The organism is Chryseobacterium sp. WX (genome assembly GCF_029542485.1).
GTDB classification, from domain to species: domain Bacteria; phylum Bacteroidota; class Bacteroidia; order Flavobacteriales; family Weeksellaceae; genus Chryseobacterium; species Chryseobacterium cucumeris.
The window spans coordinates 3,403,827-3,427,766 of record NZ_CP120710.1 but is presented as its reverse complement, the minus strand read 5'-3'; the positions used below and the strand labels follow the sequence as shown (position 1 = coordinate 3,427,766).

Annotated in this window: 26 protein-coding genes; 16 read left to right on the top strand and 10 right to left on the bottom strand. The window is 36.8% G+C overall.

Annotation, left to right across the window (positions count from 1 at the left end):
- The first annotated feature begins 38 nt into the window (after positions 1–38).
- The 7 genes from pepT (at position 39) to PZ898_RS15470 (ending at position 6,335) form a co-directional block, all read left to right on the top strand.
- On the top strand, positions 39–1,286 hold the full coding sequence (gene pepT, locus PZ898_RS15500; protein WP_277693697.1) for a peptidase T: 1,248 nt from the start codon (positions 39–41) through the stop codon (positions 1,284–1,286).
- Positions 1,287–1,291: 5 nt separating this feature from the next.
- Positions 1,292–1,858, top strand: a complete 567-nt coding sequence (locus tag PZ898_RS15495; protein WP_277693696.1) for a hypothetical protein — start codon at positions 1,292–1,294, stop codon at positions 1,856–1,858.
- Between the two features lie 155 nt (positions 1,859–2,013).
- A complete protein-coding gene (locus tag PZ898_RS15490; RefSeq protein ID WP_277693695.1) occupies positions 2,014–3,321 on the top strand; it encodes a hypothetical protein in 1,308 nt (435 codons plus the stop codon).
- Positions 3,322–3,477: 156 nt separating this feature from the next.
- The gene (locus tag PZ898_RS15485; RefSeq protein ID WP_047426682.1) at positions 3,478–3,720 is read left to right on the top strand and encodes a hypothetical protein; all 243 of its coding nucleotides are present in this window, start codon (positions 3,478–3,480) and stop codon (positions 3,718–3,720) included.
- A gap of 157 nt (positions 3,721–3,877) precedes the next feature.
- Positions 3,878–4,471 (top strand): porin family protein, encoded by a 594-nt coding sequence (locus tag PZ898_RS15480; RefSeq protein WP_120232370.1) that lies wholly within the window; start codon positions 3,878–3,880, stop codon positions 4,469–4,471.
- 78 nt (positions 4,472–4,549) lie between these two features.
- The gene (locus PZ898_RS15475) at positions 4,550–5,611 is read left to right on the top strand and encodes a histidine kinase (protein WP_277693694.1); all 1,062 of its coding nucleotides are present in this window, start codon (positions 4,550–4,552) and stop codon (positions 5,609–5,611) included.
- Positions 5,601–6,335, top strand: a complete 735-nt coding sequence (locus PZ898_RS15470) for a LytTR family DNA-binding domain-containing protein (protein ID WP_277693693.1) — start codon at positions 5,601–5,603, stop codon at positions 6,333–6,335. Before PZ898_RS15475 ends, PZ898_RS15470 begins: the two co-directional genes overlap by 11 nt.
- Positions 6,336–6,387: 52 nt before the next feature.
- Here PZ898_RS15470 and PZ898_RS15465 read toward each other — a convergent pair whose 3' ends face one another.
- The 5 genes from PZ898_RS15465 to PZ898_RS15445 all read right to left on the bottom strand — a co-directional run bounded on the left by PZ898_RS15465 (position 6,388) and on the right by PZ898_RS15445 (position 11,332).
- Complete coding sequence (locus PZ898_RS15465) at positions 6,388–7,296, bottom strand: DUF6268 family outer membrane beta-barrel protein (protein ID WP_062672958.1); 909 nt, start codon at positions 7,294–7,296, stop codon at positions 6,388–6,390.
- Between the two features lie 84 nt (positions 7,297–7,380).
- Positions 7,381–8,616, bottom strand: coding sequence for a multidrug effflux MFS transporter (locus PZ898_RS15460; RefSeq protein WP_277693692.1), 1,236 nt, complete (start codon positions 8,614–8,616; stop codon positions 7,381–7,383).
- Between the two features lie 169 nt (positions 8,617–8,785).
- On the bottom strand, positions 8,786–9,604 hold the full coding sequence (locus PZ898_RS15455) for a helix-turn-helix domain-containing protein (protein ID WP_062672954.1): 819 nt from the start codon (positions 9,602–9,604) through the stop codon (positions 8,786–8,788).
- A gap of 92 nt (positions 9,605–9,696) precedes the next feature.
- On the bottom strand, positions 9,697–10,749 hold the full coding sequence (thiL, locus tag PZ898_RS15450) for a thiamine-phosphate kinase (protein WP_062672952.1): 1,053 nt from the start codon (positions 10,747–10,749) through the stop codon (positions 9,697–9,699).
- A gap of 88 nt (positions 10,750–10,837) precedes the next feature.
- Complete coding sequence (locus PZ898_RS15445; RefSeq protein WP_062673764.1) at positions 10,838–11,332, bottom strand: acyl-CoA thioesterase; 495 nt, start codon at positions 11,330–11,332, stop codon at positions 10,838–10,840.
- A gap of 114 nt (positions 11,333–11,446) precedes the next feature.
- On the opposite strand from PZ898_RS15445, the gene PZ898_RS15440 reads away from it, so the two are divergent.
- From PZ898_RS15440 to PZ898_RS15420, 5 genes are read left to right on the top strand one after another with little or no spacing between them, the layout of a single operon-like run.
- The gene (locus tag PZ898_RS15440; RefSeq protein WP_277693691.1) at positions 11,447–12,649 is read left to right on the top strand and encodes an NAD(P)/FAD-dependent oxidoreductase; all 1,203 of its coding nucleotides are present in this window, start codon (positions 11,447–11,449) and stop codon (positions 12,647–12,649) included.
- A gap of 31 nt (positions 12,650–12,680) precedes the next feature.
- Complete coding sequence (locus PZ898_RS15435; RefSeq protein WP_216443568.1) at positions 12,681–13,979, top strand: alpha/beta hydrolase; 1,299 nt, start codon at positions 12,681–12,683, stop codon at positions 13,977–13,979.
- Positions 13,980–13,998: 19 nt separating this feature from the next.
- A complete protein-coding gene (locus PZ898_RS15430) occupies positions 13,999–14,409 on the top strand; it encodes a hypothetical protein (protein ID WP_277693690.1) in 411 nt (136 codons plus the stop codon).
- 6 nt (positions 14,410–14,415) lie between these two features.
- Positions 14,416–15,054, top strand: coding sequence for a DUF2306 domain-containing protein (locus PZ898_RS15425; protein WP_123278692.1), 639 nt, complete (start codon positions 14,416–14,418; stop codon positions 15,052–15,054).
- Complete coding sequence (locus tag PZ898_RS15420) at positions 15,051–15,971, top strand: YARHG domain-containing protein (RefSeq protein WP_277693689.1); 921 nt, start codon at positions 15,051–15,053, stop codon at positions 15,969–15,971. The genes PZ898_RS15425 and PZ898_RS15420 overlap by 4 nt, the downstream gene beginning before the upstream one ends.
- 23 nt (positions 15,972–15,994) lie before the next feature.
- Here PZ898_RS15420 and PZ898_RS15415 read toward each other — a convergent pair whose 3' ends face one another.
- From PZ898_RS15415 to PZ898_RS15405, 3 genes are all read right to left on the bottom strand, one after another.
- Positions 15,995–16,396 carry a DUF2809 domain-containing protein gene (locus PZ898_RS15415; RefSeq protein WP_277693688.1) on the bottom strand — a complete coding sequence of 134 codons (402 nt, stop codon included), beginning with the start codon at positions 16,394–16,396 and terminating at the stop codon, positions 15,995–15,997.
- Positions 16,397–16,471: 75 nt separating this feature from the next.
- Positions 16,472–17,128, bottom strand: coding sequence for a thioredoxin family protein (locus tag PZ898_RS15410; protein WP_062672937.1), 657 nt, complete (start codon positions 17,126–17,128; stop codon positions 16,472–16,474).
- Positions 17,129–17,139: 11 nt separating this feature from the next.
- Positions 17,140–17,628 (bottom strand): TlpA disulfide reductase family protein, encoded by a 489-nt coding sequence (locus tag PZ898_RS15405; protein WP_277693687.1) that lies wholly within the window; start codon positions 17,626–17,628, stop codon positions 17,140–17,142.
- Positions 17,629–17,764: 136 nt separating this feature from the next.
- Between PZ898_RS15405 and PZ898_RS15400 the strand changes: the two genes are divergently transcribed.
- The 3 genes from PZ898_RS15400 (at position 17,765) to PZ898_RS15390 (ending at position 19,403) form a co-directional block, all read left to right on the top strand.
- The gene (locus PZ898_RS15400) at positions 17,765–18,610 is read left to right on the top strand and encodes a hypothetical protein (protein WP_062672933.1); all 846 of its coding nucleotides are present in this window, start codon (positions 17,765–17,767) and stop codon (positions 18,608–18,610) included.
- A gap of 111 nt (positions 18,611–18,721) precedes the next feature.
- Positions 18,722–18,883: a bacteriocin gene (locus PZ898_RS15395; RefSeq protein WP_117753098.1), complete on the top strand. Its 162-nt coding sequence runs from the start codon at positions 18,722–18,724 to the stop codon at positions 18,881–18,883.
- Between the two features lie 352 nt (positions 18,884–19,235).
- The gene (locus tag PZ898_RS15390) at positions 19,236–19,403 is read left to right on the top strand and encodes a hypothetical protein (protein ID WP_157885766.1); all 168 of its coding nucleotides are present in this window, start codon (positions 19,236–19,238) and stop codon (positions 19,401–19,403) included.
- A 29-nt stretch (positions 19,404–19,432) separates the two neighbouring features.
- Here the strand turns inward: PZ898_RS15390 and mutS are convergent, their stop codons facing one another.
- Positions 19,433–22,024 (bottom strand): DNA mismatch repair protein MutS, encoded by a 2,592-nt coding sequence (mutS, locus tag PZ898_RS15385; RefSeq protein ID WP_062672931.1) that lies wholly within the window; start codon positions 22,022–22,024, stop codon positions 19,433–19,435.
- A 126-nt stretch (positions 22,025–22,150) separates the two neighbouring features.
- Between mutS and PZ898_RS15380 the strand changes: the two genes are divergently transcribed.
- Complete coding sequence (locus tag PZ898_RS15380; RefSeq protein WP_062672929.1) at positions 22,151–22,681, top strand: GNAT family protein; 531 nt, start codon at positions 22,151–22,153, stop codon at positions 22,679–22,681.
- 188 nt (positions 22,682–22,869) lie between these two features.
- Here PZ898_RS15380 and PZ898_RS15375 read toward each other — a convergent pair whose 3' ends face one another.
- On the bottom strand, positions 22,870–23,742 hold the full coding sequence (locus PZ898_RS15375; RefSeq protein WP_277693686.1) for a cupin-like domain-containing protein: 873 nt from the start codon (positions 23,740–23,742) through the stop codon (positions 22,870–22,872).
- Positions 23,743–23,940: the final 198 nt, after the last annotated feature.

Sequence of the window (23,940 nt, the reverse complement as noted above, 5' to 3'; positions counted from 1 at the left end):
ATCAAATTTGCTAACTTTGTTAAAATTTATGATATCTGATGAGTACAATAGAATTCAACCCTTTGTGGAAAGAAAAATTACTGAACCGTTTTCTTAGCTATGTAAAAATATATTCAACCAGTGATGCAGAAAGTGAAACTACACCTTCTACTGAACGTCAGTGGGATATTGCCAACTATATTACTGAAGAACTTAAGACCATCGGTCTGGAAGATGTTTCTATAGACAGCAATGGTTATATTATGGGCTATGTTCCTTCTAACCTCGAAAATGATGACAGACCTACCATCGGATTTATTTCACATTATGATACTTCACCTGATTTCAGCGGAGAAAATGTAAAACCTCAGGTTTGGGAAAACTATGATGGAAACGATCTTCTTTTGAACCAGGCAACAGGATTCACACTATCTCCTTCAAGATTTGAAAGCTTAAAAAAATATGTTGGTCAGACATTAATTACTACTGACGGAAATACGCTTCTTGGTGCTGATGATAAAGCAGGCTGTGCAGAGATTGTAACAGCTGCTGAATATCTTATCGCGCATCCGGAAATCAAACATGGAAGAATTGCTATTGGCTTTACTCCTGACGAAGAAATCGGAAGAGGAGCTCATAAGTTTGATGTTGCTAAATTTGGTGCAGAATGGGCTTATACAATGGATGGCGGAGAAGTTGGAGAACTTGAATATGAGAACTTTAACGCGGCCGGAGCCGTGGTGAAAATCCACGGATTAAGTGTTCACCCCGGTTATGCTTACGGAAAAATGATCAATGCTGCTCTATTAGCGGCTGAATTTGCTCAAATGCTTCCTGCTAATGAAACACCTGCCACAACAAAAGGCTTTGACGGGTTCTATCACTTAATGGATATTACGGCTGATATTTCAGAGGCTAAACTTCAATATATTATCCGTGATCATGATGCAGATAAATTTGAAGCCAGAAAGAAATTCATGGAAGAAAAAGTAGCTGAATTCAATCAAAAACATGGGGAAGGAACTGCTGAAGTAGAGATTAAAGAGCAGTACAGAAACATGAAACAGCAGTTTGAAGGTAAAATGCACATTGTAGACCTCGCTGCAAAAGCAATGACTGAAGCAGGTATAGAACCTAAGATCAAAGCGATCAGAGGAGGTACAGACGGTGCTCAGCTTTCTTATATGGGACTTCCCTGCCCGAATATCTTTGCAGGAGGAATCAACTTCCACGGACCCTACGAATATGTAGCTTTGGAGAGCATGGAAAAAGCAACTGAAGTCATTATTAATATTGTAAAAGCTTAATAATCATGAAAAAGGTCTTAGCATCAGCATTCATTTTCACTTTTATTTTCAGCAGTGCCCAGGTTTCTGAATTTCAGAGGGCAGACTCACGCTATGAAAGAAAGAAAACGGCTCTGTATAATAAATATCCTAAGCCTAATGATTTAAGAACCAAGAAAGAATGGCTTTTGACAGAGGATAAAATAACAGCTTACAAGACCGCTTTGGATAAAGCTTCTCTTGAGGATCAGAAAATGATCAACGCAGATCCTCCTGTAAAAACAAAAGTGAGTAAGGAAGCAGAATACGATAAAGGAAAAACCGCTTTTCAAAAACTTTTATATGAAGCTGTAAATCTTGATTTTCTTAACTTTTCTTCGGAAACCTACAAGGCAACGATAAGTTTTGTTGTAGATTCCAAAGGGAATGCTCTTGATCCCAATGTAAAAGGAAACAATGAAGATGTAAACGCATTCATTGAAGCCGCTTTTTACCGGATTAAAGATAAGGGCAAGTGGAAACCTGCAGAAGACAAAGGGAAACCGGTCTCTTCAAATGTTTCCGTTCCTTTAACAATGTCCTTTAAAAAATAATATATAGAACCCGCTATGATGATAGCGGGTTTTTATTTTTCATATAATAAAAACATAATCAAAGATCATTATGTTGTTGATATTAATTTAACACAATTCTTTTGTAAGTTTTAAATAATTCACTTAATTTTGATTAAACCTTAAAATCACTTTATATGAAAATGAAATCCAACCACTTTAAAATCAACAGAAATTTTTACTTTTCCTTTCTATTTTCTTTTTTCTGTTTGTTTCTTTTAACGTCTTGTTCTCAGGATGATCCGGCGGATGCTCCTGTTGAAAAACCTGCAGAGTCTACCCCAATGAAGACTTTGGGAAATCTCACTTTACAGAAGAATGTTATTATTCTGAATGATGAATCAGTAAATGCCATTTCAACTCACAATGAAGGAGAAATTACATTTAGCCGTATGACACCGCAAACGGATAGCATCTCCGTGGGAACAGTTATTGTAGGGACTAAAATAGAAGGAGATCAAGTGAACACCATTCTTTCAAAAGTAAGTTCTGTCTCAAAATTGAACAACCAATTTACAGTACAGACTTCCAGTGCGAAGCTTGAAGAATTTATCTACAGCGGAACCCTGAGCGGTGTGTATGATCCATCCGGTAAAGCTCCCGTCAATATTGATGGAAGAATGGTGAATTATATTCCTGTAGAAGGGATGGTTTCTGAGCAGATCAATCAAAGAATACATTCTATTGAAGCTAAAAACCTTCAAAATCAGAAATTAATTACTTTCAACCGTTATAATTTTAATAAAACGTATTCCTTTCCTCTAACTTCAGCCGGAACATCCAGTGTAAATGTACAAGGAGGATTTACACCAAAGATTGATTATAATATCACATTCTCATGGGGACATTTGTCTAACTTCTATGTCAACCTCATCATGGATGATATCAAACTTCAGAGTACGGCAACTATTGTAGGAAGCCTGGGCTACACCGCAAGTACTACAGACTATCTAAATATTCCTATCGTTCCTATTGTTTTGGGACCTACAGGACTGATCTTAAGCCCTACCCTATCTGCCGGACCTTTTGTGGGAGTACAGGCTACAGGAAAAGTACAGGCAAAGCTTTTGGATCTTGAAGGAAATGCTAACTTTTTAGTAAGCAAAACTCCGGAGATTAACATTAATCTTCAAAAGAAATCAGAATCTGCTATTACTCTTGCAGAGGGAAATTTATCTGCTGAAGGTGGTTTAGAAGCAAAAGGAGCTGTAGGATTAATGTTCCTTACCATTCCTATTGCTAACTCAGGGTTGAAAGGAAGAGCCTCTGCCCTTTCATCTTTAGGATTAACACTTGTTCCTGCAAGAAAAGGAGTGATTACAGTAAAAGGTAAAATCCAGGCGGATATGTTCTACGGCTTTGGAATTGCTCCTTTACGATATGAAGGAACCATTCCTCTTTTCCAAAAAGAACGTATACTGTACCAGAAGGAATTTAATTTCTAAATACTCTTTTTCTTATTCATCATAAAAAGCCACTTTCAGAGTGGCTTTTCTTTATATAAAAGCTCCACATAAAATTCATTTACAACACATTAAGACAATTTTATTATATTTACAAGGATGTACAATTGTCAACAATAACATTTAATACCAATTATCATGAAAACAATGAAAAAACTTTTGAGAAAAGACTTATCTGCAATTCTGGGCAGCGGCATAGATGGCTGTCATATGGGAGGCAACTCTTACAATTGTCAGGACGACTGTCAATGCGCATGGGGATACGCCTGTGAAATGTATGAAGACGGAAATCCGGGACAATGCATTGCAGTAGGTGGCGGTGGAAATCCTGGCGGAGGTGGATGTACTCCTCCTTCTATTTGTGAGGAACAGCCTTATTAAAATCAACTAATAAAAACCGGAAGTATTTCTGCTTCCGGTTTTATTTTTCACCTTAAAAAAGATCCTTATCAAAGCATCTCTGCCATTCATCAAATAAAATTTAATTTCATCCGCCATAGTTGTTGTTTTGCATCAGATTTTTAACAATAATTAAATTATGAAGCAGCAATTTTTCGCTTTAACTGCATTGCTATTATGCATTTTTTGCAGCATGGAAACTAAAGCACAACAGACTCCGGCTTTTCACATTGGGGTAAAGGGAGGGGCAAACTTTACAAAAACCTCCACGGAATCTTCTTTAGAAGGGAAATACGGATTCGGTTATCAGGCAGGTGTAATGACAAGAATGGATATCGGAAAACTGTATGTGCAGGGAGAAGCTCTGTTCAACAAAAGAAAAACATCATACCAATCCCAAGACGGAAGCTCTTCAAAACTTTCATGGAACGCTATAGATATTCCTGTGGTAGTAGGATATAAACTGATTAAAGCAGATGACTTTAATGTGAGAGTATTTGCCGGAGGTGTTTACAGCTATGCTTTCAACAATAAAGTATCTGCCTCTCAGGCCATTCAGGAAGGGTTTAAAAAGTTTGACAAATCCAATATTGGCGTTACAGGAGGTGTAGGATTAGATTATAAGAACTTCACGGTAGATCTGAGATATGAGACGGGTCTTACGAGCATCAGTAAAGAGTTTAAGTCCAAACCCCACAGTTTTTCCCTTGGAATAGGTTATTTCCTGTTCTAAGAAACTTAAATTATCTTTACCATTAGAAACTGTTTTCCCTGCAGTTTCTAATTTTTTTATCAACCTATTTCCAATTCCATGACAAAATCTTTTATTGTAAAAGAATACATATTTACTTTTATTTTCTGGCTTGTATTAGCGATTGTATTGTGGTTTAATTTCCAGAGTACAACAGAAAGTTATCTTGCGATGACCCAGGCTGCGATCATTGCGGCATTTTCGTTTACATTTACTCACTTTTTAACCAATAAGCTTCTTCCGAAAGCACTTCGGGAAAAGAAAATGAAACTGTTCCTGATACAGCTGGTAATGGTTATTTTCATGCTTAGTTTGGTTTTCTCCGTTATATTCACGTATCTTGAAGTGGAGCCCAAAGATCAGCTTCCTGAAAACTTCACAGATCAGCTACCTTTTTTGTGGAAGGGGTTTTATATGTCTCTGCCTGCCTCATTTCTTATCAACGGAGCAGCGTGTGGTGTAAAATTTTATAATGAACACGGAAGAATAGAGCGGGATCATATTCTCCTTCAGCAGGCGCATCTGGAAAACCAGCTCAAGCTTTTACAGGACCAGATCAATCCTCATGTGGTATTTAATATCCTGAATCATATTCATATTCTGATGAAAACGGACACCCAGCTTGCTGATTTTTTGCTTATGAAATTTTCGGATATTCTCCGGTATCAGCTGTACCATTGCAATCAGCCACTGGTACCTTTGGATAAAGAGATTGAGTATCTCCAAAACCTTGTTGAGGTAGAAAAACTGAGGTGGGGAAATGAGCTGGACGTAAAAGCCCAATGGCAGATCAATAACAGAAAAGCTTCTATTGCTCCTTTACTTTTGGTTCCTTTCATAGAAAATGCATTTAAATACGTTTGCAGGCTACCGGGACATAAAGGTTATGTGAAAATCTCCTGCAAAGAAAAGAATAACAGTCTTTATTTTTATGTCGAAAATTCTTATTCGGATATGGCAACCTATAAAAAGAAAGACGGAACGGGTGGAATTGGTCTTCAAAATGTAAAAAAACGGTTGAAATTACAATATCCGGACGCCCATGATCTGAATATAGAATCCGATAATCACATCTTTAGAATAACATTAATACTAACACTATCTGACAGTTATGAGCTCTAATATTCCTAAAATGAAATGCCTTATTATTGATGATGAGCCTCTCGCTAGATTCCATCTTAAAGAACTGGCCGGTCAGATTGATTTTGTATCGGTTGAAGGAACATGCGCAACAGCATTGGAAGCCGACGCAAAGGTAAAGGAGAGTGAAATAGACCTTCTCTTCCTGGATATCAACATGCCTTATCTTACGGGCCTTGAATTTCTGGAACAGCTTGAGAATCCTCCTTTATGTATTCTCACTACTGCTTATTCTGAATATGCGCTGGAAGGATTTCGTCTTCAGGTGGTAGATTATCTGTTAAAACCCATTGCCTTCAACCGGTTTTATCAGGCGGTAAATAAGGCTCAGCAGCAATTTATCATCAGTGAAAAGCGGAAAAAAAATACTTCGCTGGATGATCCTTTTCTGTATGTAAGGCAATCTGATACTTTCATTAAAATTTCTTGGGTAGACATTCTTTACATTGAAAGTATGCAAAACTACACCAAGCTTCATTTTAAAGATAAATCACTGATTATTCATCAGACCATGAAAGCTATTGAAGAATCTCTTCCTTCAGATCATTTTTTCAGGATTCATAAATCCTACCTCATCAATATTACCCATATTGATATGATTTCGGGAGGACGTCTTTTCATTAATAAAATTGAGCTTCCGATATCCCGTATCCGAAAGGAAGAACTGCTTAATCAGGTTGTTTATAAGAAATTAATCAGTAAATAGAAGAAAGAAGCCGGAAGCAGGGAATTTAATAACTCCAGGCTTCCGGCATTTTTTATGGGAGATTCCAGCGTAGTGATAATGCTGCATAAAATGTGCTTGAAAATCTGGGATCTGCTATCTTCTTGTCTCTGAAAATACTGCTGATTTTGCGGTCATTTTCGCTGAAGCTCCTCAATATGGCAGTTCCGCCGGTGAGGCGCAAAGTAAGCCGGTCGTTAATTTTTAATTCCGGTCTGAGTCCTGCAGTGATCTGCTGATATCCTAGCAACATCGATTTTCCGTTTATATTTCTTTCGGCAGTCATTCCATTCAGTTCTACAACAGCCTTTAAAGTAAATTTATCTGAAAAAAGATATCCGGCTTCCATCCCTTCCGGGAAATTGATCTTAAACTTAACTTTTCCGTTTGTTTTCCAATCGAAATAAATCCAGGGCAAAATCATAGGAACACCAAAAGCAGTAGTAAGCACCGGACCGGCTCCCAATGAAAGGTTAGGATTAAAATGTCTGATAAATAAAATTCCACCCTGTCCAAGTACATCATCGAAATCTATTTTCTCAAGGTCGGTATATACTCCTACCGATGCCGTCATCATCATACTCCACTTTTTACCTAAAGGTCTCATATGCTGTATTCCGGCCTGTGCATTCAGCATCTGATCAGGAAACAACTGAGTTTCGTAATTTTTATGCGTCATCTTTGCATAAGAGCCACTTAATAGCATAGACCACGACCTTACCTTCCCGTCAGTATCTTTTTTTACAGATAACGGAATACTTAGATTCAGATCGACTCTTTTAAAATCACTTTTAGAACTGGTCTTTGTACTATCTTCCGGACGGATGTAATTGGATGCAGGAATATATTCGGTTTTAAGCTCTGCGGAAAGCCCGGACTGTGCACTTACCCCATATCCTAATGGCAATATACAGCATAAAGCTGTCGAAAGGGTTCTTTTCATATTTAAATTTTATGCAAAGAGAACCCTTTGACTATTTTTTACAAAAATTACTTGATTAAGTGCCCGGATTGTATGACAACCGGATTAAATAACAGGATCAATTTCCGGATTAGAACTGGTGTTTAAGCTTTCTCTTTTTTGAGTTTTAAAAATCCGGTATCCGTACCACACTGCAATCAATGCCATTGCTGAACGTGTTACCACCATAGGAATGATAGAATCTGCTTCTAAGAATCCTATCAAACCTGATAGTAAGAAAGTTACCATCAACTGCATAAAACCAAGCAGTGCCGCAGCTGTTCCTCTGCCTTCTTTGAATGGAGACAAAGCATGAGCTGATGTAATAGGAAACAAAATACCAATAGCCAGTAATGACAGATACAACATAGCAATTTCTAAGGCTACAGAAAGATTTTCAGCTGCAATCAGAATATGAAGGGTACATACCACCAACAAAACAATTGTAGCAGCAAATAAAAGTGTTGAATTGCTTATTCTTTTGATCAGTTTAGGCGTAATATAAGCGGCTGTTATCAATGCCAGTGAGTTAAAAGCAAATATAAAGCTAAATGTACCACTCGAAAATCCATGGATCTCCATGAATAAAAACGGTGCATTGGAGATATAAATAATCAAAGAAGCAAAGGCAATACTTCCTACCAGGGTGCTGTTGATAAAGTCCCTGTTGGAAATGATCATTTTCAGCTGATCTTTTAGTCCTTTTTCATTCAACATCTCATCATCGGAAAGATGAATTCTGGTATTGGTTTCCGGCACATACTTGTAGACCATGAAAAAGGTAATCAGCCCCATGATGCATAAAAAGGCAAAAGAACTGTTCCATCCCCAGAATTTAAGGAATACACTTCCCAGTAACGGAGCTACAATCGGGGCAATACCACTGATCTGCGACTGCTGTGAAAAGATAGTGACAGCCTTATGCTTATCATAGAGATCAATAATAATTGCCCTTCCGATAACAATTCCGGCACTTCCTCCGAATGCCTGTAGGAAACGCATGCCCCATAATACATAAATATCGGAGGTAAAGTAGATAGCTGTAGCTCCTATGATAAAAAGCAAAAGTCCGCAATACAACATGGGTTTTCTTCCTTTTTTGTCTGATAAAGGTCCCCATAACAGCTGCCCGAAAGCAAATCCGGCAAAAAACACAGAAATGGATACCTGAATGTGTCCGATATCGGTATTAAAAATCTTCGCCATATTTGGGAAAGCGGGAAGATAAAGGTCTATACTTAACGACTCTAACGTGTTGAGTAGTGCGAGAATAAACACTACGATGTTCAAATTCTTCTTCATAAATAACAATAAGCCTTCTCAGGCGATTTTTTCAGCTGCAAAATTGCTGTAAAAAGTATCGTTTTTCAATAAAAGAACTGAAGGAAGGATAGCACAAACTGAGGATTACCCTATCTGATTACCCCCGGATTATTTATTTAAAATAAAAAACAAAGGAACATTCTGAGGATTAACCTTTTCCAGGCCTGAATCCTTCCGGATTCTGCCGGGTATGCTTTTTAAAAAACCGGGAAAAGTAAGAAGCATCGCTAAAACCTAGTTTAAAAGCAATCTCCTTTACCGTTAAAGCGCCAAAACTAAGCTCTCTTTTGGCTTCCAGAATAAGTCTCTGCGCAATCATTTTTTTCACTGTCGTTCCTCTTGAAAGCCGGACAATGTCATTGAGGTGATGGGCACTTATTTTGAGCTGTTCAGCATAAAAGTCTGTATTTTTCTCTGTGATATAATACTCTTCTATCAAGGCTGCAAGTTGCTGAATCCTCGGTTTTTCATCTTCAGCAGTATTCTGCATCGTAATCTGATCTGTAATGATCAGGCAGAAGGCTCTCAGATAAGCTTTTAAAATTTCAACACGCCCGGATCCCAGATATTCTCTTTTAATCATTGAAATAAGCATATTTCCGGTTTCACTGCTTTCTGCATCCAAAAAGAAAGGTCTTGCTCCGTTGGCCAAGACCACTTCCGTATCACAGGCTTCTTTGAAAATTTCTTTGCTTATGGCCAGCACATAACCTTTTTCATCACGGAGTTTCATATTAAAAACCTGACCGGGAACGATAATACAGAGCTGATTATTTTTTACGGTATAGCTTTCAAAATCCAGTTCAAGACGGCTATCTGTATGTACTTCTTTGAACCAGATAATCTCAAAAAAATTATGCCGATGAATATCCTCGAAGTTCTCCGGATGTCCATTTTCTAAAGTGTTGACCTGAAATTCTTCAGACATCAGATTATGAACAGGAATATTTTTTTCAGATGAATTCATTGCTAATGTATTTAATCAGAGAAAGCGAAAACCGCAGCAAAAAATACTACGGTTTTCTTACAATATTTAAAATTAAATATAATTTTTCGATTTTATTGGCTTAAAAAAGCATCCCATCCCTGAGCGGTCAGAGCAACCAATTGGTTTGATCCTCTGGCTACCATAAAGTTTCCTTCTTCTTTTTCTACGGCATGCCCAATAATGGTAAAGTCAGGGTGATTTTTAATTTTATCAAAGTCTCCAGATGAAATTGTGAATAGCAATTCATAATCTTCACCACCACTTAAAGCTGTCATTACAGGATTTAAGTTCATTTCATCTGCTGTAGAGATCGTAAGATTGTCTAACGGAATTTTTTCCTCGTACAATCTGAATCCAACATTGGATTGATCTGAAAGGTGAAGGATTTCGGAAGCCAGACCATCTGAAATATCAATCATAGAAGTTGGTTTAATATCCAGTTCTTCCAGAATCTTTTTAACGTCTGTTCTTGCTTCAGGCTTCAGCTGTCTTTCAAGGATATAATCATAGCCCTCCATTTCTGGCTGCATATTCGGATTAGCAAGGTACACAGCATGTTCTCTTTCCAGAATCTGTAAGCCCATATAGGCTCCACCTAAATCTCCTGTTACAACAAGAAGATCATTTGGTTTTGCACCACTTCTTTTTACGATGTTTTCTTCATTTTCAATTCCTACAGCGGTAATACTCATTACAAGACCCGAATTAGAACTTGTTGTATCTCCTCCGATAAGGTCAACCTTATATCTTCCACATGCTGCCTGAATTCCTGAATAGATTTCTTCTAATGCTTCCACTGGAAAACGATTGGACACCGCAAGGGAAACCAATATCTGTGTAGGTGTTGCATTCATTGCTGCAATATCGCTCAGGTTTACCACTACCGCTTTATAGCCTAAATGCTTTAAGGGAACATATCCTAAATTAAAGTGTACACCCTCCGCCAATACATCTGTTGTAAGAACTACTTTTTTGTTATCAGGATTAATAACTGCTGCATCATCTCCTACTCCAAGCTCTGAAGATTCATTGGATAACGGAAAATACTCTGTCAAATGTTTAATAAGACCAAATTCTCCTAATTTTGAAATGGGCGTCAGCTCCTGTGATTTATCTTCAAACATAAATTTCTTTTTATAAGTGATGGTTGATAAATGATAATTGATATTCCTGAATACAGATTTTCATTCTGTATCAACCATCATTCATCATTTATATATTAATTTCAGCCGGGTCAATATTGTGTGGGTGGAAAGGAAACTTTTTGAAATCTTCTTTCGATAATACAACAGTGTCCGCGGTTTTATATTTATTCATTGCTTCCACTACATCATCCGGCGGAGTGGTCATTTTTCTAAGCATCATATCAATCCATACGCCTGTAGCTTCTGCCGTAGCACAGTGCATTCCGTCCGGTGTATAGAATTTGTGTACGAAACGATAGATGGAAGAGTCTTCTGCACATCCGTCTATTTCCACACTTACGATTACCGTCTGATCTGCATAGATCTCTTTGAAGAAAGAATATCTTTCATGCAGGATCACCGGGCCGATTCCCCATCTGCTCAGCTGGGTAACCCCCATTTTCTCTTTAGTCATAAAAGCCATTCTGGCCTGTGCACAATATTGCACATATGATGAATTGGCCAGGTGCTTATTGGCATCAAGGTCGCTCCATCTTACTTCAAATTTATGGTAGAAAATCATATGAAAATCGTTTTTGATATAATTAAAATTATAATCTTCAAAAATACTCAAATAAGATGGTTTATAAAAATTGTACTTTTGAAAAAATAATCTTCCGCATAGGATTACCCATACATGAAACAGATCATTATTATCGGAGGCGGTGCTGCAGGCTTTTTCTGCGCATCTAATCTTGACGAAAAGAAATATACAATTACAATTTTAGAACAGAACTCAGATGTCCTTCAGAAAGTTAAAATTTCCGGAGGCGGACGCTGCAATGTTACTCACGCATGCTTTGATCCAAGAGAACTGGTGCAGTTTTATCCCCGTGGAAACAAGGAATTACTAAGTGTATTTACTAAATTTCAGCCTGGTGATACAATGGAATGGTTTGACCAGCGTAATGTTCCTTTAAAAATTGAAAATGATAACAGAACTTTTCCTGAAAGCAACTCTTCCCAGACCATCATCAATACTTTTCTGAATGAAACTCAAAAGAAAAATGTCACGGTGCAGACAAAATGTACGGTAAAAGAGATTGAAAAACAGGACGAAAAATATATTGTAAAGACCAATTCTGGAGATTTTGAAGCAGATTATATCGTTTATACGACCGGAAGTTCTCCAAAATCATTGAAAATTGTCGAAAATCTGGGGCATAAGATTGTAGACCTTGTGCCTTCCCTTTTCACCTTCAATATTAAAGATGAATTGCTGAAAGACCTTCCTGGAACAAGCTTTGAAAATGCCGGAATTTCTATTCCTAAACTTAAAACGGAAGAAAGCGGGCCTTTGCTTATTACGCACTGGGGACTTTCCGGACCTGCTGTTCTGAAAATATCTGCGTGGGAAGCCATCAGTCTGGCAAAACTTAAATACAACTTTGAAATTGAAGTGAATTTCATTTCCATAGAAATGGATGAAGCAGAAGAAGTATTCCATAATTTCAAGCAAAGCAACCCTAAAAAAACCATCGGACAATCAAAGATCTTTGATATTACCAACAGATTCTGGCAGAAAATCTTAGAAATTTCAAAGGTCGATCTCAACAAACAGGTGGCTAATATTTCCGGAAAAGAGATGCAGAAAATCCTAGAAAACCTTTGCCGAAAAAAGTTTCAGGTGACCGGAAAATCTACTTTCAAAGATGAGTTTGTAACAGCTGGAGGTGTTGATTTAAAGGAAATTAACTTTAAAAACATGTCTTCCAAATTACTTCCTAATTTCTATATTGCCGGAGAAGTTCTGAATATTGACGCCGTGACCGGAGGATTCAATTTCCAGGCATGCTGGAGTGAAGGATGGCTGATTGCACAGGATCTTAACAGCTTGTAAAAAATGATTACTTTTAATAAAAACTAAATACATGAAAAAAAATTTCGGTTTCTTTCTTTTACTATGGTTCTTTTTAGGACACAGCCAGGAAAAAACAATCGTCTCTGACTGGACATCATTCACACAAGCTGTCAATATAGAGCATAAACAGAATTGGAACTTCCGTATAACGGCAAAAATCAGAAAAGAGAATGAGGATAATGGCTCCAATTGTGGGTTATGGTGCAGAATAAATAATAAAGATGAGTCTACCAGTTTCTTTGAAAATCAATATTATGGAATCCAGGTAACCCGTGAATGGAAAACCTACGAAATAAAAGGAACCATCAATCCATCTGCGAAGACCATGACTATCGGAGCATTTGCTCAAAACAACGGGGATTTTTATTTTGACGATTTTAAGCTGGAAGTCAATGATGGAAAGTCAAAAAAGTGGATTGAAATCCCTTTGGAAAATTCAGGTTTTGAGAAAGATATTACATCAGGTGGCTGGTTTGAAGGAATCCATTCTCAGAAAATAAAGCACGTAAAGCATTTTACCATTGAAACTTCGGATTATCAACCATTCAGTGGTAACAAATCTTTGTTGATTAAAGGTCGTGGTATTATCGGAACAATGCCGGAAGGAAAATTTATGGATGTTAACGGCATCAAATTATATTATGAAACCTATGGAGAAGGTGAGCCGGTTCTTATGCTTCATGGTAATGGCCAATCTATCAGTGCCTTTATGAACCAAAAAGACACCTTTGCTAAAAAATATAAAGTGATCATTATAGATTGCCGTGAAAGAGGAAGATCTACTTATGACAAAACGAAGGAACTTACCTTCGATATTCAGACAGAGGATATTAAGCAGTTTTTAGAAAAGCTGAACATCAAAAAAACAAAAATTCTAGGCTGGAGTGACGGAGGAATTCTCGCACTGTCTATGGCCATGAAATATCCGGAAATGGTAGACAAAATTGCCTGTTCAGGAGCCAATATTTTTCCGGAAGGAGTCAAAGATCATGATTTAAAATCCATGAAAGAAATGCTTGTAAGCCTTACTAAAGAGAACAAAGACCATAAAAATGACATCTTTATTGATCTTCTGAATCTGGATTTGAAGTACCCTCAATGGAAGTATGAAGACCTGAATAAAATTCAGTGTCCATCATTAATCATTGCTGGTGATAATGATCTTATAAAAACAGAACATACGGTAAAAATCGCAGAATCTATCCCCAAAGGACAATTAGCCATTATCCCCAATGCCAATCATTATGTTCCCGAAGAAAAACCGGAATTATTCAATGAATTAGTCATTGATTTCTTTGAAAATAAATAATCTGAATACAAAATAAACCATGAAAAAAATAGTAACCTTCGCGTTGTGCCTTGGATTTGGGCTCGCATTTTCTCAGGTAAAGGAAACTGAAATTTTACCAGCTAAAGATCAGTCTGAAGAGCCTGTTTTGTCAAAAGACATAAAATCTGCAGAATATCCCGGAGGACTGATGGCACTTCGAAAAGATATTGCTGACAAAATAAGGACGAGAAAAATAAAAGGGAAAGGTATAATCACTGCGAGGGCAAAGTTTACAGTTAATGTTGAAGGTAAAATAGATGACATCATAGTAACCGGAGATAATGCCGATTTCAATAAAGAAACAGAAAGAGCTTTAAAGTCTTTGAAAGCCCAATGGAAACCAGCAAAATCTAATGGCATAATTGTCCGCAGCTATTATACTTTTCCTCTTAATATAAACTTTGAATAACGGACAATGTTATCCGCCAAAAGAAATACTGCAGTTTTCTTTAAAATCCTTTTAGTTCTTGGATTTGCATATTTCTTTTGGCTGATGCTGAAAATCACCTTAGAATATATTCCTTTTAATCCTGAAGTCAGCTTTCTGATGATTAAACAGACAGAAGTATCGGAAAGACCGGAATATCTTTATTTTTTCTATACCCATGTTTATACGAGCATCTTTGTGCTTTTTTCAGGTTTTCTGGCTCTACTCAGAAGGAATTTTGGCGTCAATAATTTCCACAGGAATATGGGAAAACTATATACTTTTCTCATCCTGATTTTTGCAGCGCCTTCAGGAATTTATATGGGAATTTTTGCCAACGGAGGCCTTTTTTCAAAGATTTCCTTTATTATTTTAGGCTTTTTATGGTGGTTTTCAACATTGAAAGCCTATCAGCTGGCAAGACAGAAAAGGTTTAAAGAACACAAACAATGGATGTGGCGTAGCTTTGCTTTTACTTTATCTGCTATTACCCTGAGAATGTGGAAGGTAATTATTGTATATTTATTTCATCCCAATCCTATGGATGTCTATCAGATCATTGCATGGCTGGGCTGGATTCCCAACATCCTTATTATTGAATATTTAATCACAAAAAAACATCTATGAAAATTGTAAATTACACACTGATTTCCCTGCTTACAGTTGCTATGTTAAGCTGCAAAAAAGAAGGAAAGATTACTGAATCAGGAAAAGATTCTCTGGCTGCAAAGAAGGATTCTGCGGTAGTCCCTGAAGTTCACCAGGAATATTACGGAATTTATACCGGCGAATTTGCCGGAATGGAAAAGGTGGTTGATCAGACAGATGGCTCAGAATATGATGTCAGTAACTACAAAAGAATTTCTTTAAAGATCAACAGGATCACCAAAGACAGTGTTTACGGACAAAGTATCATGAATGGGAATCAGCACCCGTTCAGAGGTGTTTTCAATGAGGCTACAACGTCTTTTGTGCTTGATGAACCGGGCAATGACAAAACAGACGGAAGATTTGAAGTAAAATTAAAGGGAGACAGCTTAACCGGAAAGTGGAATGCTTTTGATAAAACAATGGTTAAAGCACCTTCAAAAACGCTTAAACTTATTAAAAAAGAGTTTGTCTATAACCCGAATTTTATGCTGGATAAGGATTCTGACCTTGTAGACTGGTCAAATCCAAAAGAATTTACTGAAAAATACACCGATGAAGAAACCGGAAAAACAGAAAGCTATAAAACCTCTAAAAACCGTATCGCATCTGAAGCCATTTTCAAACTGAATGCTTCCAAGCAGAAACTGACAGAAAAGGATCTTAAAAACTTAAGAAAACTGGATCTTGAGATCATCAAAAATTCAGTATTTGCAAGACATGGCTATTCCTTCAAAAAAGAAACTTACAGAAATTTCTTTGAGCAAACAGACTGGTATATTCCTGTTTCGAGCAATGTAGATAATGATCTTTCGCCTATGGAAAAGGAAAATGTGGCTTTACTGAACCGTTTTACCAAATATGCGGAAGATAAATATGACAGTTTTGGAAGATAGAGAAGGTTTTTAGATGGCTGGGATTAGGGAGTAGGAGTAGGAGTTAAACCATCACGGTTTGTGATCTTTACGAAAATATAGAGCAACAGACAGCCTACAGCATAGCAAAGATTATCTATCCATGAGAAAGAATTTCCAATGACAATATACATCAGGCTTCCAGGACGGAAGCCTAGTTTTTCTGCAATATTGAAATACTGTGCAAATTCTACCATCCATGAAAAAATAAGAATTCCCATAATCAGTTTCTGATCATTTACTTTTACGAAACTTTTTACAAACGTGTAAAGAAGCATAACCACAATTACATCCCCAAGATAAGCTCTCACAAAGAAAATATCACTTAGTTTGGTGGCAATCAACACTTCTGCAAGAAAAATAAATACGGTGAGAAGCAGATACTTCAGGCTGAACTGGAATTTCATTTCAAATTGAGTTTAAGGCATAAAAAATCGGCATTCTAAGAACACCGATCTTATCATTTTATAAAGACAAATATATTATTTCTTTACTTTGATTGTACATCCGATGGCTACTGTTTTAGTCATTTTTACAGGTTCTCCTTTAATCAGAGCATTTACGGCATCCTGAGCATAGTATTCTGAGACATCATTCGGATTATCATAATTGTTGTCGATAGCACCAATGTATTTTACGATGTTCTTTCCGTTTTCTTTTTTCAGCACAAAAACATGCGGAGTCTTTGTAGCACCGTATTGAGGATAAATTTTCTGCCCTTCATCTACAAGATAAGGAAAAGTAAATCCTTTCTGCTTTGCTCTTTCGATCATCTGCTGATAGCCATCTTCGGGCTGTACGTTGGGATCATTAGGATTAATGGCAATGACCGGATAGCCTTGAGTTTTATATTTTTTATCCAGTTCAATGATTCTGTCCTCATATTTTTTAGCATAAGGACAGTGATTACAAGTAAATACTACTATGAATCCCTTTGCGCTTTTAAAATCACTTAGGGAAACCATTTTCCCGTCGATATTTTTAAGCTTAAAATCGGTAGCTTCGTCCCCTACTTCATAGCCTTTTACAAATAAAATATTCTCTTTCTGTCTTATATTTTTATCATCATCTTTCGCTGTAAAACTTAGTAATCCTAGCCCAACGATGAATGCAGTCATTACAATTTTCAGATTTTTCATAATTTAATTATTTATTGTAGATTTTCTTTAATTGTTTTTTCCAGATCTTCTTTGCTCATCTCACCGTCATTGAAATGGATTTTTGATCCGTTTTTGTAGAATAATGTTACCGGAATACTTCCATCCCAGTCTTTTTCAAATCTTGGAATCCAGGTGTTCATCCTTTTAATATCATCTAACAAAAGTACTTCAGCAGTCAGATTTTTATTTTTAATAAATTTCAAGACTCTTTCTTGATCCGCCAGTCTGTCCAACGAGACCAGAATCATCTTATACTTCTCATTATCTGCATATTTAGTATTTACCTCCATAAAATGAGGAAGTTCTTTTACGCATGGACCACAGGTTGTAGACCAGAAGTTGACCACAAGCAATTTATCTTTTTCCTGCTGAATTCTCTTCTCGATATCTTCATATTTTACTACAGAAACCTCTGTCTGCTGAGCTTTAAAAACCGTACAGAATAAAAACAGGGTTAATATTTTTATTATATTTTTCATTATCAAGACACAAACAACTACAATCCAACAATATACAAAAATAAAATTCATACAATTGATCATTTTTTTTAAAAAATCCTATTTATTTGGCCATTAATTCATTTTTTTGATATTTTTACATCGTTAAATCAAAATCATGAAAAAATTTTATTTACTATTGCCAGTTTTCTTTTTGGCATCATGTACAAGCAGCAGCGATGATGATACATCATCTAACAACAACGGTAATAATAATGATAATAGCCCGGTTTTAGTAACCAAAATGGTTGCTGACGGAGATACATCAACGTTTACCTACAATGGTTCAAAAATTTCCCAGATTAAAAACATCAGCACTGGTGAAGTTACTCTTTTCAGCTATTCGGGAGATTTGATTACCCAGCAGGTAACAACGGGTTCAAGCACAAGCTATAAAACGACATATACTTATGATGGAAGCAGCAGATTGAGCAAAAAAGTATATAGTGAAACTTCCCTTTCTTCCGGAAAGGTTTCTACAGTGGAAACCAATTATAATTATCTTTCAGGTAATAGTGTAAAAATTACCTATACGGCAAACTTTACCGGATCTTCGTCTATAAGAACAGGCAGCAAAACCGCAACATTAAATGCTGATGGTTCGCTTAGCAGCTGGACAGAAACAGCATCCGTACCTAATAATACAGGAGGTTTTTATAGTGGAACAGGTGCTTTACAGCCTATTGTATATGATACCAAGAATGTACCTTTCAAGAATATAACAGGTTTTTTAAAAATTATTGATACCGAAGATGAAAGCGGGTCTGCACACAATATACTAAGTTATAATTATGTTCTTAATTATAACGATGGAGCAGGAAGTGCTGAGTGGACAATCTTTAAATCCACTTACGAATATAATAACAGCGGATACCCAACAAAAAATGTCAAAACATACTATAATAAGACAGGAGCGGGGGTAACGAATAGTGAATTGATTACCTATGAATACAATCATTTATAATAAAGAGAGCCGACAAGGCTCTTTTTTTTGCAGATATGTTAATTTTTTCACAAGCATTAGAATTATATAGATGATTTTTATATATTTGATTTGAATCAAACTAAAAATACCATGAAAAAATCAAACAATCAGAAAAAACTGACTAAAAAGGCATTGAAAAACATTACAGGAGGAAATGGACCAGGGATATGCTGGGAAGGTCTTTGCAGGGTAAGAGGAACAGATGATGAATATACCATAGGACCTTTAGACAGCACCGGATTTTGCTGCTAATCCAATACACTAAAAACAATAACCAAAATCAAATCATCATGAAAAAATCAAACATTCAAAAAAAGAAAACTGACAAAAAGTGAGTTAAAAGAAATTACAGGAAGTGGCAGAGTATGCTGGGATGGATTCTGCCGCAGAGGCGAATTTGAAGAATGGCAGCTAGGTGCTGGTGACAAAAATGGCTATTGCTGTTAGGATCACATACACTTTGTTAGATCAATAAGGATTGAGGTAGCCCTCAATCTTTTTTTATAAAATAGATTTTCGATTTGAAAAGTTAACAATTTGACTCACAATATTTTGAACATAATAAAATAACTTGTAAATTAGCTTTTACCAAATTAAAATTATTATGAAAAATTTAAAAAATCAGAAAAGAAAATTGAGTAAAATTGAGCTGAAAGAAATCAGCGGCGGAGCAAACAGGCCAGTATGCCCAAGAGTAATCAGCTGTACAGATCCTCATACCGGAGAAGAACGATATGGTGTTCCCGGGATGCAGGATGGATTCTGCTGCTAACACAAAACAACTGTAAAAAAATGATTGGATTACCCTCCAATCATTTTTTTTATCGCATTCAGCTTCATTAAAGCTTCAATAGGTGTTAAAGTATTGATATCTATTTTCGTCAGTTCTTCCCGGATATTCTCAAGAACAGGATCATCCAATTGGAAGAAAGAAAGCTGCATATTTTCTTCTGTCACTCTTTTGATACTTTCAGAAGTACTTCCACTTCCCTGCGTTCTGCTTGCTTCAAGGGTTTTAAGAATCTCATTCGCTCTGTTGACCACTTTGACAGGCATTCCGGCCAGTTTTGCCACGTGAATACCGAAACTGTGCTCACTACCGCCCGGAACAAGCTTTCTCAGGAAAATAATATTCCCTTTGTTTTCCTGGATAGAAACATGGAAATTTTTCACTCTTTCAAAATTCACGGTCATTTCGTTCAACTCATGATAATGCGTTGCAAATAAAGTTTTTGCCTGCGTTGGGTGCTGATGAAGATATTCTGCAATAGCCCATGCAATGGAAACTCCGTCATATGTTGAAGTTCCACGACCGATTTCGTCCAGTAAAATCAGGCTTCGTTCTGAAATATTGTTCAGAATATTGGCTGCCTCGTTCATCTCTACCATGAAAGTAGATTCTCCGGCAGAAATATTATCGGTAGCTCCTACTCTTGTAAAGATTTTATCCAGCATCCCGATCTCCGCATGTTTTGCAGGCACAAAACTTCCAATCTGTGCCAGAAGACATACAATCGCTGTCTGACGCAGAATTGCCGATTTACCGGCCATGTTAGGCCCTGTTACCATAATAATCTGCTGCGAATCCTTATCCAGGAAGATATCATTCGGGATGTATTTTTCTCCTAACGGAAGTGCATTTTCAATGATCGGGTGTCTTGCTTCTTTTAAATCGATAGCATAACCGTCATTCAAAACGGGCTTTGTATAACTCTCAGATACAGCAAGTTCAGACAATCCCGCTGCCACATCAAGCTGGGCAATGATATTGGAATTCCCTTGGATCTGATCAATATAAACCATTGTTTCCCCACATACATTTCTGTACAGGGATGTTTCCAGAACACCTATTTTTTCTTCGGCGCCAAGGATTTGGTTTTCGTATTCTTTCAGCTCTTCGGTAATGTATCTTTCAGCATTCACTAAGGTTTGCTTTCTTACCCAGTCATCCGGAACTTTATCTTTATGGGTATTTCGGACTTCAATATAATATCCGAAAACGTTGTTAAAATCAATTTTAAGGCTGGTAATCCCAGTTCTTTCAATTTCCCTCTGACACATTTCATCCAGGAAACCGCGTCCTTTACTCTGAAGATTTCTCAGTCTGTCAAGCTCTTCTGAAACTCCTTCTTTAATGATATTTCCTTTCGCAATACTTACCGGCAGTTCTTCATTAAGGTGATTTTGCAAAAATTTAATCAGTTCTTCCAGATCAAATAAAGGCTCTAACCACTCCAAAACAGCTGCATGAGGATGCAATAAAGCTTTGATTTTATGAATATTAATTAAACTCTGACGTAAATATCCCAGTTCTTTAGGTGAAATTTTTTCTGCAGCCAGTTTTCCCATCAACCGGTCAAGATCAGAAATGGATTTCAGAAGCTGGCAGATTTCATATTTCAGTGCATCGTTTTCATTTAAGAAATCAATCAGAGATAGTCTTCTCATGATCTCATCCACAGATTTTAAAGGAAGAATAATTCTTCTTCTCAACAATCTTCCTCCCATCGGAGTAGATGTTTTATCAATGATATCAAGCAGAGATTTTCCCTGTGGATTGCTTGGATAAACAATTTCAAGGTTTCTCAGGGTAAAATTATCCATCATCAGATAATCTTCCTGCGGAATGATCTGCAGTTTCGTAATATGAGCCAGCAGATTATGATGGGTATCTTCTACAAGATAAGCAAAAATAGCTCCTGCTGCTGTAATGGCCAGCGGAAGACCTTCCACTCCAAAACCTTTTAATGAATTGGTTTTAAAGTGATTTGTTAATTTTTCGTAGGCAAAATTATATTGAAAAGCCCAGTCTTCAAGCTTAAAGGCATTTTTATTTTTGATCTGTTCTGGAATCTGTGTACTTCTCTGGAAAATAATCTCACTCGGATCAAAGGTATTTACAATGTGTAAAAGCTTTTCCAGGTTTCCTTCGCTTACCAGAAACTCTCCTGTGGAAATATCCACTAAAGCAATTCCGTACTTCTCTTTTTCCTTGTGTAATGAAAGAAGGAAGTTGTTCTTTTTGGAATTCAAAACCTGGTCATTGAAAGTAACACCAGGTGTAACCAGTTCAGTAACACCACGTTTTACAATTCCTTTCACCATTTTCGGATCTTCCAGCTGATCACAGATCGCAACTCTCATTCCCGCTCTTACCAGTTTTGGAAGATAAGAGTCTATTGAATGGTGTGGAAATCCTGCAAGTTCTACACTGCCTTCTCCATTATTTCTTTTGGTAAGGACAATTCCTAAGATCTGGGATGTTTTCACAGCATCCTGCCCAAAAGTTTCATAAAAGTCCCCTACCCTGAAAAGCAATAGCGCATCCGGATATTTACCCTTGATGGTATTGTACTGAGTCATTAATGGAGTTTCCTTCTTCGTTTTTGCCATAGTAAAAAATGAGCCCCAAATTTAAAAAAATAAATTCAGGGTAAGAGAATTGTTTAGGGGTTAATCTTCTATACTTTTCTTTATCAGTAATTAATCGTATTTTTCAGCCATCAAATCACATTATTCATGGAATTTCCTGTTTTAGAGACTGAAAGGCTTATTTTGCGTCAGCTTACTTTTAATGATACCCAAGATCTTTTTGAATACTTTTCTCTGGATGAAGTTATGGAATATTATGATCTGGATACCTTCAAGACGGAAGACGACTCCCGTCGCATCATCCAGCATTTTAACAGTGAATTCGAAAAGGGAAAAGGCTTCAGATGGGCTCTGGAACTGAAATCCACCGCAAAAGTTATTGGAACCTGCGGCTATCACAACTGGTACAGGGAACATTTCAGAGCAGAAATCGGCTATGAACTCAATCCCAAATTCTGGCAGCAATCCTATATGAAAGAAGCCATTCTTCCTATTTTAACCTACGGATTTGAAACAATGAGGCTTCACCGTGTAGATGCTTTCATAGATCCTTCCAATATTTCTTCTGAAAGACTGTTGACTTCTTTAAATTTCAGCAAAGAAGGGACGTTGAAAGATTATTTCTTTGAAAAAGGGAAATTCGTAGATGCAACCATCTTCGGGCTTATCAATAAATAAGTTCAAAAATTTAACGCTAGGAAGCAAAGAAAATTGATATTGATGCTTCTTATTTTCGTTCGCACAGGCTTTCATTTAGCAATTGAATTGCTTTTCTCGCTGAATGAAATGCCTTTGCGAACCTTTATAAACAGATAAGCATTAAACTAGCGTTCAATGCGTTAAAATTATCTAAACTCTAATTCTTATCATTTAGAAAGATGCTTTTCCAAAGCCTCGGAACTTTTCTTGTAGGCCCATTTCTGCTTATAATTCACCCATTTGGCTTTGAAAAGCTTACGCATTAGTTTATCCGTGTACCTCATAATGAAAACATGATAGAGCATACTGGCAAAGACATTGGGTTTATTGGGAAGAGCTCTCAGTGAAAGAGAAAAACCTGGTTCCAGATATCTGTTGAAGTGCCAGAATGCCCCGGGAATAAAAAGGGCATCACCATGCTCCATGAAGATTTCGTATCCTTTGGCATATTTCAGCGCCGGAAACTTCTCATAATCCGGATTTTCATAATCAACCTCGTAAATGGTATGAACGGATAAAGGAACTTTATATAAAAAGCGCGACTGCTTCTGATCAAATAATAAAATCCTTTTCTTTCCTTCGAAATGGATATGCATAAAATCACCCAGATCCACATCATAATGCATTAAAACATGGGCCTCACTTCCACCGAAGAATAATGTGGGCAGTCTTTTAAAAAATTTTATTCCAAGATCAGGGTAAGTAAAGTTTTTCAGCAGCTCAGGAAGCCTGTCTGTAATGATATAGAAAAAAATTCGCAGATCAGAAGGCTTGCTTTTGATGGTGTCAATATAGTCCTTCATTTTCATACGGGTAACCGGAGCATCAGAACTTTTGGCGGCATCAGCCGGTTTGTTATCATATAAGGGAACTTCCTGATCTCCTGCCTTTTCTTTGATATAGGCAAGATTCCATTTGTCAAAAGCCTCCCACCGGCTGGCAAAATTCTTAATCAAAAGAGGTTTTTGCTTTTTAAAATAATTTTTCTGAAAATCTTCTTTACTGATATCATTTACAATATCTACGTTTTCGAGGATCATGTATTTTGTATTTAATGCGAACTAAAAATAGTGTTTTTTTGAAACGTGAGAAAATTAAGATTAAAAAGGCTGGAAGCTGGAAGATCGATGCCGGAAGTTAATATTTGTCTGCAAACCTTTATACATCATTGCTTAAAAGATTTTTTATGGAAAACTCAAACTTCTTCTTTGGCTTCCATAACTTCTCACTTCCGTCTT